Below are 12,551 nucleotides of genomic sequence, written 5' to 3'. Positions count from 1 at the left end.
GTTACTCGGGTTGCACTGCCAGTCGCGTCGTTTTTACTTGCGCCGCTCGAGACTCGAGTGTGGACGCGAATCAGCAAACCTGGGCGAACCCGTTCAACATGGACGAGGCGTGTCAGAACTGTCCCGACCTCTGTGAGCCGCGCACGCAGGTCGTCCACGGCTACGGCGACGTGGGTGCGGATTTCCTGTTCGTCGGCGAACGCCCCTCGCCGGCGGCCGACGAGACGGGCATTCCGTTCGTCGCGAGTCCAGACAACGCGGATGGCGACGCCGAGGATGGCGACGGTTCAGGCGATGGCGGCCTTCGACGCATCCTCGAGCGACTCGCACTCTGTGATGCAACGTCGCCGGCCGAGCGGCCGGAACTCGAGAACGTGTACGTGACGAATCTCACGCGGTGTCGCGACCCCGAGCGCCCGCCGACGGACGAGGAAATCGGCACCTGCGAGCCGTACCTCAACGCCGAAGTTCGGATGATCAACCCTGAGATTCTGATTCCGGTCGGCCAGCGCGCGCTCGCGGAACTGGGCGCAGAGTACACGACGACGCCGGTCGACGAACTTGAACTGCCCGACGCCCACGCGACGACGATCCGCGGGCGTGGGTTCGAACTCGTCCCGATGCTCGAGCCTGCAGTGCAGACTGACGACCAGACCCAGGCGTGGCTCGAGCACTTCGCGTCGCTGATGGCGTCGGATTATCGCCAGACGAAGGGGCGCAGAGAACGATAGCGAACGGAACCGTGTTTCGGTTTCGATGTTGATGGCGCACCCCGATTGTGACGCGCGAATGGGTGCTCTATACGAGCACTGGAACGTTCTGTCGTGCCGGATTAGTCTCCGAGCAGGCCACACAGCGTGCAGGGCAAACGTCTACACGGCTGGGTGTGATCCGACCTGTATGCTAATGAACCACATCCGTCGTGGATCGGGCGAGCCGCTCGTGCTCGTTCACGGACTCGGCGGGAGTTGGCGGACGTGGCGGCCCGTCCTCGATGACCTGGCAGCCGAACGCGAGGTAGTCGCCGTGGATCTGCCCGGTCACGGGGAGACGCCGCCGTTGTCCGGCGAGGTTTCTATCGACACGCTCGCCGACGCCGTCACGTCGTTTCTCGAGGCGAACGACCTCGAGGGAGTCGACATCGTCGGGAACTCGATGGGTGGGCGGCTCGTTCTCGAACTCGCCCGTCGGGGCGACGTTGGCGCAACCGTCGCGCTTGCACCCGGTGGCTTCTGGACGGGGTGGGAACGATACTTCTTCTATGCGACGCTCGCTCCGTCTATCCGTCTCGTTCGCGCGCTCCAGCCGGTGTTGACGCCGCTTACCGCCAGTGCCGTGGGCCGAACCCTGTTGTTGGCCCAGCTCTCGGCGCGCCCCTGGGACCTGCCAGCCGACGTTGCCCGTGAAGAACTGCGCACGTTCGCCGCCTCGCCGTCATTCGACGAACTGCTGCGTCGATTAGCGTTCGGTCCTGGCCAGCGGGGGACGGACGCCACACCAGGCCCGGTCGTCATCGGCTGGGGCCGCAAGGACCGCGTCACGCTTCCGCGACAGGCACCCCGAGCGATGGAGCAGTTTCCCGACGCACGACTCTACTGGTTCGATGAGTGCGGCCACTATCCACACTGGGACGCCCCCGACGCGGCAGCCGATCTGATCCTTACGAGCACCGTGGTACAGTAACGGGAACTGCAGCGAGACGCTTCCGGCTACCAGTAGCTCGTTTCCAGTTGCCGTCCGGCCTGCGTTCCCAGAACGGTCAACCCACCGACCACGAGAAGTACCACGGCGAGGGCCCCGACCGACGGTGCAAACAATTCGCCGGGCGACTCGAGCAGGTAGCCGTCGACAGCGCCGTAGCTCCCGATCAGGACCAGCCCGACGACAGTGAGAACGCCGGCAAATGCAGTCACCGTGCGCGTACGCTCGTTCATATCGCCGTGAACACGCTCGAGTGACGTAATCGTACGGGCGCTCGATGATCGTCGCCGCGACTCGAGCGGCTCGTCTCGTTTAGCTCGATATGCAAGACGGTGGAATCAACGGTTGGTAAAACGCCGCGTTCAAGGACGACGCCGTCGGAGATGACAGTATGATTGTGGTCGTTCCTGTTTCCCCGCCTCGAGCGGGTCACGTCCTGTCCGCACTCGTCGAGTCGACGCCGATAAGCGCCGGCGAAGCCGCGTCGCTGTACGAAGCCGCGGCCAGCGATGTCCTGCGCGCCGTAGCAGCGAGCGGTGGCACGCTGCTGGTAAACTACCGTGACGAGGAGACGCTTCCCGAGTCGGTCGTCTCGGAGCTGGAGACGGATGCTGAAACCATCGTTCGTGACCTGGCTGCGTCGGCGCTCGAGAATATCGAGGACGTGCGCTTCGAGCGCCAGGTCGGCTCGACGCACGCGGCGCGCATTGGGAACACCGTTACGCACCTGCTCGAGCGCGAGGAGGCCGACACCGTGGGCGTGCTCGAGCCGACGGCCCCGCTGGTGGAGCGCTCGCAGGTCGACGGCGCGGCGATGTCCCTGCGGCGCAACGATGTCGTGCTCGGGCCGTCCTCTGGCGGGCGGACGTATCTCGCGGCGTTTACCGCACCGATTGATTTCACGGATGCATACGCGCCGCCGTCGCTGTCGACGCTTGCCGGGCGGACGAAAACGGCCGGGCTGGGCCTTGGCTTCGCACCGATGGTGCCGACGATTGCGACCGAGTCCGGCCTCTGTGCGACGGTCGCCGCGCTCGAGGCGCGTGCGGAGACGGATCGGCCGGGGGCACCGGCGACTGCGGCAGCGCTCGAGAAAATCGGGATGGAAGTAGGTGGGGACGAGTCGCTCGAGCGGCGAGAGACCGACAACTCTTTTTAACCAGCCGAGATAGTCACAGATGCGGTGGGGTAGCGAAGCGGCCCAACGCGCCTGCCTTGAGAGCAGGTGGCTGTATAGCCTCAGGGGTTCAAATCCCCTCCCCACCGTTTTTCGCGAGAGACAACGACGAACGGAGTGAGGAGTCTCTCGAGTGGAAAACGACATGGAGGGATTTGAACGAGGCCAGTCGCGCGCAGCGAACGGCGCAGCCGTGAGCGAGCACGTCTGGACGTTGTTCACATCCCCTCCCCACCATTTCTGGAACAAACGATTTCCCGAGTAGAAGGGACAGCACGTTTCTCGAGTGGAAGTACGACCGCTCGTTGTTTGACTCCTATAATAACGCCCAGAAAGCCCTCGACGCGCTCGAGCTGTCCGCGACTCGCTGTGCGCGCTCGCACCGCTCGCGTGCTTACGTCGTCGGGGACACTCGACCACGCCGACCCCTTTCAGTCCCACCCGATCCCACGCCTCCCCAGCCGACTCGTTCGCTCGCACACTCGCTCACTCGCCCCTCGCGCGGATCGCGGCGGCTCTCGCTCGAGTCGGCTCGAGCCGCCGCCAGCACGCGCCATGGGTGGACTGTGTTTGGAGGGGCGACTCGAGGATGCACCCTCTTGAATCAAGTTCCTGAGTGGCATCTGTACGGTATGGCGTCGACTGGGACTCGAGACCGGCGAGGTGGCCACGGATAGTGTCGGAAGCGATGCTTGCAGCGCCTCTTGACGGCGTCCTTGCGGTGCTCGCCGCGCTGTACGCGCTTTGTCTCGCGGCCGTGCATGTGTTCGTCGGACGACTCTCGTTTATCGACGCGGTGCCGCGCAGTCGGTGGCTGTCGCTCGCGGGCGGCGTGTCGGTCGCGTACGTCTTCGTCCACATCCTGCCGGAGGTCGGCGAGGCGGCGGAGACCGTCGACGAGAGCGGGACGATTCTGGCGGCCATCGACTACCACATCTACCTCGTCACGCTCGCGGGATTCGTCGTCTTCTACGGCCTCGAGCGCTTCGCCGTGATCGGTATTGGTCCTGGGGAGGGCCTCGAGTCGGACGACGCCGACCACTCGGCGTCGGCTCCGGACGGCGGCGTCGCGAGCGGGAGCAGCGAGCGTTCGGATCGATTCCCGGACGGCGTGTTCTGGATTCATGCGGGTTCGTTCGGGGCGTACAACGCTCTGATTGGCTATCTGCTGGTTCATCAGGAAGAGCCGGGGGTGACGAGCGTCACCTTCTTTTTCGTCGCGATGGCGCTGCACTTCATGGTGAACGACGTCGGCCTTCGCGAGCATCACGGCCGGGTCTATCACCGGTACGGCCGGTGGTTGCTCGCCGGGGCGGTGCTGTTCGGCTTTGTCGTCGGTGCCGTCACGGCGATCAGCGAGTTCGCTCTCGCATTGTTGTTCGCGTTTCTCTCGGGCGGCGTTATCTTGAACGTCATCAAAGAGGAGTTGCCATCCGAACGTCAAAGTCGATTCTGGGCGTTCGCCGCCGGTGCGGCGGCGTATTCGCTCATCCTATTGACTGTCTAAATACTCCGTGGGAAACGAAACGCAAACAGCCGGACTCGAGCATCAACTCGACCAATGGTTTCATATCATGACAATTCCAGGGTTGGAGTATCATGAGTCAGGCGACGCTGTCGGATCGGCCATACGCAAATTCGAATCTCTTCTCTGGACACTATCTCGACGAGCGCGTACAGGAGCGCGATGAGTGGGACTGTGACGAGGCTGCGCGGGCAGCGATGGAGCAGTTGCAGTCGCTGTCCGACCTCGAGTCCGGACTGGTGGATGGGTACAAGGAAGATGCGCTGATCGACAACTGGATCGACGAGGTGCTCGACGTGCTCGGGTTCGGGACGAACGTCGAGACGACGCTGCCGGAGGGTGGTGGCTACGTCGACGAACTGCTCTTCGAGGATTCGACAAGTCGGCGAGACGCCGCCGAAGTGTACCTCAGTACCGAGGACACGACTGATCTATTCGAACGCGCAGTTGGGTTGCTGGAAGCAAAACAGTGGGATGCCGACTTCACGACTCGGTTTAGTGAGCAGCGGCCGTATCGAAACGCCTCCCACCAGATCAAACACTATCTCGAGCGGACGCCCGAGACGATTCAGTGGGGCGTGCTCACGAACGGGCGCAAGTGGCGACTCTACGGGACGAACGACTACGAGACGCAGACGTACTACGAGGTCGATCTCCCTGCATTGCTCGAGCGCGGCAACCTTGAGGCGTTCAAATATTTCTACGTCTTCTTTCGACCGGAGGCGTTTCAGGAGTCTTCGGGATCGACGTTTCTCGATTCGGTCTGGTCGGAAAGCGAGACCGTCGCCCAGGAGTTAGGAGAGGATCTGCAAGATAACGTCTTCACCGCGTTGCGGGTGCTCGGGCGTGGGTTCGCCGAAACGAACGATCTCGATATCGATCCGGACGATGCGGCTGCACTCGGGGCGCTGAAAGAGCAGTCGCTGGTGTTGCTGTACCGGCTGATGTTCGTCCTCTACGCCGAGTCGCGAGGGCTTATTCACCCGGAGGGTGGCGACGCTGTCACGGAGTACGAGGAGAACTTCAGCCTGAACGAACTGCGACTCGAGATTCACGAGGAAATCGGCGAGGTTGACGACGGCTTCGACACCTACAGCGAGCACTCGACGACAATGTGGAGTCGGCTCGAGGATCTGTTTCGGCTGGTCGACGAAGGCGAGGAGTCGCTGGGGATTCCGCCGTACAACGGCGGGCTGTTCAATCAGGAGAACCACGAGTTCCTGACGAACCATCAGGTGAGCAACCGCTATCTCGCGGAGGTTATCTACCGGATTTCGACGACCGAAAACGACGAGGGGCGGTACGTGCTGGCCGACTACGCGGATTTGGATACACGGCATCTGGGCAGCGTCTACGAGGGACTGCTCGAGCATCAGTTCCGAATCGCGCCGGAGGACTACGCGGCGGTGTCGGAAGATGGCGGGCAGGTCTGGGAACCCGCAACGGAGGTGTCGGTTGCGGACGCGGTCGAGACCGTCGATTCGGGTGGGCTGTATGTCGTCAACGACGAGGGCGAGCGCAAGGCCACGGGGGCGTACTACACGCCGGACTACGTGGTGACGTACATCGTCGAGGAAACGGTCGACCCGCTGATTGACGAGATTCGGGCGGACCTCCAGGAGCAGGGCTTCGAGACGGGAACGCACGAGTATCTCGGGGCGTTTTACCGTCGGGTGCTGGATCTGACGATTCTCGATCCGGCGATGGGCAGCGGGCACTTCCTGACGCGGGCGACGGAGTATCTTGCTCAGCAGGTGATGGAAGAGGTGCGCGAGATCGAGGAGGCGACGGCGTTCGACGAGCAGCGAGTGCGCCGGGACGTGGCGAAGGAGTGCATCTACGGCGTGGACTTGAACGGGATGGCGGTCGAACTCGCGAAGCTCTCGATGTGGCTCGAGACGCTCGCGGCGGATCAGCCGCTGGCGTTTCTGGACCACCACTTGAAGGCGGGCAACTCGCTGGTTGGGTCGGACGTGACGGCGGTGCTGTCGAACGGTGCGGACGCCGAGGACGACGGTGGGCAACTGACGCTCCAGCAGTCGTTTGCCCGTGTTCGTGAGCGGACGCTCGATCACGTCATGGACCGCGTGCAGGAGTTGCTCGAGATCGATAACGAGACGCTCGAGGACATCAAGTCGATGGAGGAGTTGTACGACGAGGTGCGAAGCGATCCGTTCTACCAGCGGTTGTTCGAGTTGACGAACGTCCACACGGCGGAGCGATTCGATCTGGACGTGCCCGAGGGGGCCTACGAGCGGATGGCGGGTGCAATCGACGACGAAGACAAGTGGGCCGACGTGCGCGAGGAAGGCTGGTTCCAATCAGCGCAGGCGATGGCTGAGGGCGAGGCGTTTTTCCACTGGGAACTCGAGTTTCCGGAGGTTTTCTTTGATCAGGATGGGGAGAAGCGAGCGGATGCTGGGTTTGATGCGGTGATTGGGAATCCGCCTTGGGGAGCAAACTTGGGAGAGGAGACCATTGAATACGCATCTAATGTTTATTCTATTTCAAAGTCGACTACTGACACATTTGCGCTATTCACCAAACTGTCTCCCGATATCTGCACTCAGAACGGCTACATAGGATTTATTCTCCCAAGTGGGTGGCAAACCTCCGACAATTATAGTAAATTCAGATCATGGTTGGTTCATGATGTCGGATTAAATAGTATAGTGAATCTTCCATATGATGTCTTCGAAGATGCATATGTAGACTCATCTGTATTCATTTTATACCCTCGATCTAACCAAGTAAGCACTGCACCAGATATCACAGATTCTCTGTCTGTAATAAACTATGGCCGGAAAGAGAACATCTCATCTATCGACCATGATTCCGAGAAATCCTCGGATGTGAATTACTCTAGATGGTTCTCTTCTCATCTTGATTCGGATAACGAATATGGCTTCTTATCATATATGAATAAGAGCGAGTTGGATATAAGTGAGAAAATAGCTAGAAACGGAATAGATCTGTCTGTAATTGCAGATGTTCAGCGTGGAATAACTCCATTTGATCTCACTGATGATGGGGGAGAGGACTATGCTACTGGATTAGATGGCCAACTTCGCCGTTATAAATATTCTGTGAGTGGCAACCAATATGTAGAATACCATGATGGAATTGCTGAATATAAGCCAGAGAAATACTTTACTGGTGAGCGACTCATTCTACGGGAATTGATCAGTAGGCAATTTAGACTTCAGCTAGTTCTCACCGATAAGGACTTCGTCACAAACAAGTCACACCAGAGTATCCTGATAGATAACGATCATTATGGGGCGGGGTATTTGTTGGCAATCCTGAACTCAGCTGCTTTGTCGTATTATCAGGTTCGGAGATCTGCAGTGGCACTGAGAGATGATTTCCCTAAAATTGTTCTATCGGAAACTCGCTCTCTCCCGATTCCGTCGATTGACTTTGAAGAAGAAGAGAACACACCAGATATCGAGTCAATCACACAATACAATAAGAAGTCTTTGAAAAAGAAGTATTCAATCGGGAAAAACCAAGAAACACATGATCTATTGGATGGCCTTGGAAAACACTTAATGGAGAAGTCGAATAGTCGATACGATTTGAATTTAAACATCCATGATCATCTTGGTACATTCGAGGATGGTCATTCACTGAATGAGATTGGCTTAGTGGAACCCCCAAAGGGAGTAGCGAATTCTATCCTCAGCGAGACTACCGAAGAGCGTGAGAACTTGCGGGTTGGTTCCGTTGAGGTTGTACGGAATTCCGAGATTAGTCTTGAGATCCAACTCACCGCGCGCTACAAACCAGAAAACGACGACGAGTATGAAACAGACCGTTGGGGGTACACCGAAACCGAGTTCGAACCCGCACTCCGAATTTCGGACCTCACCGAAACCGAAGCCGACCTGATCGAGGCGTTCGTCCCCGTCGCCGTGGATGAAGCCGGCGGCTTCGCCAACTTCCGCGAAACCGCAACCAAGACCAACTCGCTCGTGGATCGCCTCCAAAAGCTCACCCTGCCCGCCGTCGCAGATGTCGAAGACGGCCTCGAGAGTTACCTCGAGACCAAAGCCCGCGCTGAGGAACTCGAGGCGAAAATCGAGAAAACGGACCAGCTGATAGATGAAATCGTCTACGAGTTGTACGGGCTGACTGAGGAAGAAATAGAGATCGTTGAGGAAGCTGTTGGAGAGTAGCGAACGCAAAAACAACCCGGACAAAAAATAACCGCCACCTCCCAATCCCGAATCCCTAGGGGTCCGCCCTACTCGTCGAACTCGAGGGCGGACGGAATTACCCGACAGCCACACGGGCTGGCGGTGCCAACGGCTGGCTCGGAGACGACGGTGACGACGACGGCTTCGCCGCAGGTGGGACACTCGGGGAACGAGGGGCCTGACTCTGTGTCGTTCTCAGTCGTCATCGCTCCTCGAGCGTGATAGCCGTCGCTGTTGATTCGTGTCGATACGTCACTCGTGCGGGATGTTTATATCCCGGTAGAATGTACGGATTCATGGCTTCAAGCCTCTCGGCTGGAAGCCCGTCTCGGGTGTCTCAGCACCCGGGGCATTTGCGTACCCCCGCGGAGACCGGCTTCCGTGTAATTTGTTGACTGGTTGTGACTTATATCTACTGGTGTGTGGGGTGATTCGGCTCCGTGTGACAGGTCTCGAGATGGGGTTGCTCGAGTCGTGCCGTACTCGAGACGAACAAACGGTCCGGTCGATACCTCGAGCCCGTGTGCTGTCCGGGACTGGTTCCGTGATTGACTCGACGATTTCACAACTGGACACTGCTGACGCCGCCTCAGGCGAGCGACGTCTGCTGGTCGGTCGTCGGCAGCGTGATCGTAAACACCGTCCCGGTGGGCTCGTTGTCCGAGACCTCGACCGAGCCGCCGTACCACCTGATGAACGTCTGGACGAGGTGCAGACCCAACCCGGTGCCACCGCTTTGCTCGCCCGTGACGCCGCGCTCGAACAGATCGTCGCGTATCGACGCCGGGATTCCGGGGCCGTTGTCCGCGATTCGAACGTCGACCTGCCCGTTTGTCGCTTCTACTGAGACATCGACCCGCGGCGTCTCCGCGTCGTTGTGGATCACGGCGTTCCGAAGCAGGTTGCTGACCGCCGACGAGAGCGCGCTGTCGGCCGCGACGTCGACATCCGGCGGGTCGTGCAGTTCGAACGTCGCCTCCGGAAACGCCTCGCTCGCCTTCTGTACTTCCTGGGTCAGCACTCCCTCGAGCGAGATCGACTGCTCCCACTCCTCGGCCGTGGCAACCGGCTGGGAGAGTTCGGTTGCAATCTCAGTGAGATTGACGATGTGGTGAACCGACTCATCGATCCGCTCGAGGATGGGCTCCGCGTCGTCGGCTGCGGGCGTGTCTTCGAGCAGGTCGTCGAGAACCTCTGCCCAGCCGAGGGCGATCATCGTATCGTTGCGGATGTCGTGACGGAGCATCTGGTTTAGCGTCTCGAGTTGCTCGTTGTGTCGCTCCAGGAGCTGGTCGTACTGGACGCGCTTGGTGATGTCCTGGACGACAACGTGCGTGCCGTATCGACCACCTCGAGTGTCGGTAAGCGGCGTCGTTGACACGTCGTAGATGGCGGTGTCGATCTGCAGTGGCGGGTCGCGTTCGCCCGCGATCACGGCGTCGACCTCCGCAGCGGGTTCGGAGAGCGAGGTGAGGGCTCGCCCGACGACCGGTCCCGATACGTCCAAGAAGTCACACGCGACGTCGTTGAACTCGACGACGCACCGGTCGTGGTTGACGACGATCACGCCGTTTGGCGTCGTCTCGAGCAGGAGTTCGAACGGCACGGGCGTCGTCTCGAGCACCTGGTACTTGAACAGCCCCCACGCGAAGACCACGCCGGTGAAGACGTACAGGTACGGCTCGATTTCGACGGTAAACTCGAATAGCGACGGGAGGAGATAGTAGTACACCGGGGGGAGGACGACGAGCGGCGTGAGGCCGACGGCGAGGAGTGCGACCTGGTTGCGCTGGCCGGGCGTCGTGTCGATAAACGTCTTGAACAGAACCAACAATGCGAGAGCGAGAACCAGATAGCTGTAGACGGTATCGACGTGATACCAGATGCCAACCTCGTAATCCAGGTGGGCGATTTCGCCGACGTCAACCATCGTCGGGTTCTGAATAACGAACTCCGGCGTCCAGGGAAACAGGGCGAATACGAGCGTCACTGCCGGCACGACCGCCAGTGCTGCGATCAGCGTGCGCGTTTCCAAATACTCCCGTCGGGTGTACTCCAGCGCGAACAGCAACGCTCCCGGCGGGACGAGGACCCAGCCGAGGTACTGGAGTCGCCACCAGAAGACGCTCCACTCGAGCGAGGTTGTCGCGTACTCGAGGATTTTCGTCCCGGCATAGAGCGCACAGCCGCTCATCATGACCGAGAACGGAACGGCGGCCGGCTGTTCGCGGTAGCGCCACCCGATGGCGGCCAGCACGCTACAGATCACGAACGAGGCGAAAACGAACGGCAAGTACGGTGCCCATTGCAGTGACTCCACCAGAGACCACGGTGACGAGAGAACTCGTTGCATCGGCTTACTCACCCCGCCAAGGGACACCGACGCCGGAAACACACCGACTATCGGGCGGGAACTCGCACGCACCCTGCGGTCGACTTCCACCGGTTTTGATCGCCGTCGCGTCAGCGGTGCCACAGACCCCGACAACGACAACGACGAGCGAGCGTCCGATCTCGAGGGTGACGGATCGCTTCCGCCTCGAGTGCTCGACGGATCGACGCTGCATAGATACCTCATTTACAGTCGGCGTGGGGATAATTCACACGCCTGATGCTGACGCTTCGTCTGTGCCACCGGGCACCGATGGGGCGGTGCCGACCAGTCGCGGCCGACGTGCAACAGTAACCCTTTTGCAAGACCCCTGCACACGTGCGAGTATACCAATGAGCAACGACTGGCCGGTGGACCCGGACGGCGAGGAGGGCAGCGAGGGCGGACGCAAGTACGACATGCGGATCATTGCGGACAAAGTCGACGAAGAAGAGGACTTCCCGCTCGAGCGCGATGCGTTCGTCGAGGAGTACGGCGACTACCCGATCCGAGTCAACTACGAGCGCGTCGTCGCCCTGCGCGAGATCTTCGAGTACGTCGACGAGTCGGAGTTCGAGACGATTCTCGACATGCACAAAGCCGTCGGCAACGCCATGCGCGAGGGTGACTTCTGGGACTACCACCCCAAAGGCGCAAATCCCGAGAAGAAACGCGCCTGAGCCGGCCACTGTCATAGACTCGCGCATCACGAATCTGGATTGCGTATCTCTTATACGATGGGCGTCAAAATGGAGAGCTACAGTGACGAACACGCAGGTTACGCTCGTTCAGATCGACAACTACGGGCCGTGGACGGTGACGCCAGAACCGCGCCGTGAAGCCGACCTGCAGACCCTGCAGTCTCGGCTCTATGCCGATATCTCTCAGTTTGTCGGCAACCGCAACGGCTACACCTTCTTTACGCGCTTTGACAACATGATCGCCGTGACGAACGGCCTCTCGTTCGAGGACCACGCGCTCTTACAGGAGTCCGTCGGAAACCGGTATCCTGTCTCGCTCAGTCTTGGCGTTGCGACCGGCACCACGCCCGCACAGGCGCTGTCGGATGCGACAGAACGGATTCAAGACGCCGGGAGCGCACAGGATAAGGATCGCCGTGAGTGTCTCGAGGGGCGCACAATCGACGACGGCCATCGCACACCGGACGACGTCCAGATTGCTCACTTCGACGTGATCAACGCGACGGGCAACTATACGGACGAACTCAACGCCTTCGATAGCTTCATCGAAATCGAGCAGGGCTACGCCGAACTCATGCGCCACATGCGCCGGGCGCACGATAGCCTCTCGTTTTTCGTTGGCGGCGACAACATCATCGTTACCTGTCCCGATCTCGGCTATGCCGAGTACGAGGAGGCAATCGCCCACGTCGAGGAGGCTGTCGATGTCCGCCTCCAGGTCGGCGTTGGCCGCGGCGAACACGCACACGACGCCGGCTTCGCCGCAAAACACGCCCTCGAGACCTGCCGGGCCGACGGAACGCGAGTCGAACTCGAGTGGGACCACTGACACGATAATAGAGACGCCCGCTGTCGATTCCCCTATCTTCGAGAGCGA

12 protein-coding genes and 1 tRNA gene are annotated in these 12,551 nt (G+C 60.2%); 9 read left to right on the top strand and 4 right to left on the bottom strand.

Features of this window, described 5'->3' with window-relative positions:
- Window positions 1–59: 59 nt before the first annotated feature.
- The gene (locus tag B2G88_RS05155) at window positions 60–731 is read left to right on the top strand and encodes a uracil-DNA glycosylase (RefSeq protein WP_245835293.1); all 672 of its coding nucleotides are present in this window, start codon (window positions 60–62) and stop codon (window positions 729–731) included.
- A 169-nt stretch (window positions 732–900) separates the two neighbouring features.
- Window positions 901–1,683, top strand: coding sequence for an alpha/beta fold hydrolase (locus tag B2G88_RS05150; protein ID WP_087714153.1), 783 nt, complete (start codon window positions 901–903; stop codon window positions 1,681–1,683).
- Window positions 1,684–1,709: 26 nt separating this feature from the next.
- On the opposite strand, the gene B2G88_RS05145 is transcribed toward B2G88_RS05150, so the two are convergent.
- Window positions 1,710–1,934: a hypothetical protein gene (locus B2G88_RS05145; protein ID WP_054863544.1), complete on the bottom strand. Its 225-nt coding sequence runs from the start codon at window positions 1,932–1,934 to the stop codon at window positions 1,710–1,712.
- A gap of 158 nt (window positions 1,935–2,092) precedes the next feature.
- Between B2G88_RS05145 and B2G88_RS05140 the strand changes: the two genes are divergently transcribed.
- The 5 genes from B2G88_RS05140 (at window position 2,093) to B2G88_RS05125 (ending at window position 8,581) form a co-directional block, all read left to right on the top strand.
- Window positions 2,093–2,860 carry a hypothetical protein gene (locus B2G88_RS05140; RefSeq protein ID WP_087714152.1) on the top strand — a complete coding sequence of 256 codons (768 nt, stop codon included), beginning with the start codon at window positions 2,093–2,095 and terminating at the stop codon, window positions 2,858–2,860.
- Between the two features lie 23 nt (window positions 2,861–2,883).
- A tRNA-Ser gene (locus B2G88_RS05135) sits at window positions 2,884–2,967 on the top strand.
- 280 nt (window positions 2,968–3,247) lie between these two features.
- The gene (locus B2G88_RS19030; RefSeq protein ID WP_140408821.1) at window positions 3,248–3,481 is read left to right on the top strand and encodes a hypothetical protein; all 234 of its coding nucleotides are present in this window, start codon (window positions 3,248–3,250) and stop codon (window positions 3,479–3,481) included.
- 85 nt (window positions 3,482–3,566) lie between these two features.
- Window positions 3,567–4,385: a hypothetical protein gene (locus B2G88_RS05130; RefSeq protein WP_087714151.1), complete on the top strand. Its 819-nt coding sequence runs from the start codon at window positions 3,567–3,569 to the stop codon at window positions 4,383–4,385.
- Window positions 4,386–4,477: 92 nt separating this feature from the next.
- A complete protein-coding gene (locus tag B2G88_RS05125; protein ID WP_087714150.1) occupies window positions 4,478–8,581 on the top strand; it encodes an Eco57I restriction-modification methylase domain-containing protein in 4,104 nt (1,367 codons plus the stop codon).
- Between the two features lie 68 nt (window positions 8,582–8,649).
- Here the strand turns inward: B2G88_RS05125 and B2G88_RS19460 are convergent, their stop codons facing one another.
- From B2G88_RS19460 to B2G88_RS19455, 3 genes are all read right to left on the bottom strand, one after another.
- On the bottom strand, window positions 8,650–8,808 hold the full coding sequence (locus B2G88_RS19460) for a hypothetical protein (protein WP_176393179.1): 159 nt from the start codon (window positions 8,806–8,808) through the stop codon (window positions 8,650–8,652).
- 383 nt (window positions 8,809–9,191) lie between these two features.
- A complete protein-coding gene (locus B2G88_RS05120; RefSeq protein WP_176393178.1) occupies window positions 9,192–10,922 on the bottom strand; it encodes a histidine kinase N-terminal 7TM domain-containing protein in 1,731 nt (576 codons plus the stop codon).
- 37 nt (window positions 10,923–10,959) lie between these two features.
- Window positions 10,960–11,169 carry a hypothetical protein gene (locus B2G88_RS19455; protein ID WP_054863054.1) on the bottom strand — a complete coding sequence of 70 codons (210 nt, stop codon included), beginning with the start codon at window positions 11,167–11,169 and terminating at the stop codon, window positions 10,960–10,962.
- A gap of 157 nt (window positions 11,170–11,326) precedes the next feature.
- On the opposite strand from B2G88_RS19455, the gene B2G88_RS05115 reads away from it, so the two are divergent.
- Window positions 11,327–11,653 carry a DUF5785 family protein gene (locus B2G88_RS05115; RefSeq protein ID WP_054863055.1) on the top strand — a complete coding sequence of 109 codons (327 nt, stop codon included), beginning with the start codon at window positions 11,327–11,329 and terminating at the stop codon, window positions 11,651–11,653.
- 82 nt (window positions 11,654–11,735) lie between these two features.
- On the top strand, window positions 11,736–12,503 hold the full coding sequence (locus B2G88_RS05110; protein WP_087714148.1) for a GTP cyclohydrolase III: 768 nt from the start codon (window positions 11,736–11,738) through the stop codon (window positions 12,501–12,503).
- Window positions 12,504–12,551 lie beyond the last annotated feature (48 nt).

The sequence above is a fragment of the Natronolimnobius baerhuensis genome (assembly GCF_002177135.1).
Classification (GTDB): Archaea; Halobacteriota; Halobacteria; order Halobacteriales; family Natrialbaceae; genus Natronolimnobius; species Natronolimnobius baerhuensis.
Note: the sequence above shows the minus strand (reverse complement) of the source record. Positions and strands in the feature narration are given on the sequence as shown.

Bases quoted from the DNA above. Each gene is read 5' to 3' on its own strand.
- B2G88_RS19455 (WP_054863054.1), bottom strand. From the start codon at position 11,169: ATGCAGCGTCGATCCGTCGAGCACTCGAGGCGGAAGCGATCCGTCACC.
- B2G88_RS05125 (WP_087714150.1), top strand. From the start codon at position 4,478: ATGAGTCAGGCGACGCTGTCGGATCGGCCATACGCAAATTCGAATCTC.
- B2G88_RS05145 (WP_054863544.1), bottom strand. From the start codon at position 1,934: ATGAACGAGCGTACGCGCACGGTGACTGCATTTGCCGGCGTTCTCACT.
- B2G88_RS05140 (WP_087714152.1), top strand. From the start codon at position 2,093: ATGATTGTGGTCGTTCCTGTTTCCCCGCCTCGAGCGGGTCACGTCCTG.
- B2G88_RS19460 (WP_176393179.1), bottom strand. From the start codon at position 8,808: ATGACGACTGAGAACGACACAGAGTCAGGCCCCTCGTTCCCCGAGTGT.
- B2G88_RS05130 (WP_087714151.1), top strand. From the start codon at position 3,567: ATGCTTGCAGCGCCTCTTGACGGCGTCCTTGCGGTGCTCGCCGCGCTG.
- B2G88_RS05115 (WP_054863055.1), top strand. From the start codon at position 11,327: ATGAGCAACGACTGGCCGGTGGACCCGGACGGCGAGGAGGGCAGCGAG.
- B2G88_RS05150 (WP_087714153.1), top strand. From the start codon at position 901: ATGCTAATGAACCACATCCGTCGTGGATCGGGCGAGCCGCTCGTGCTC.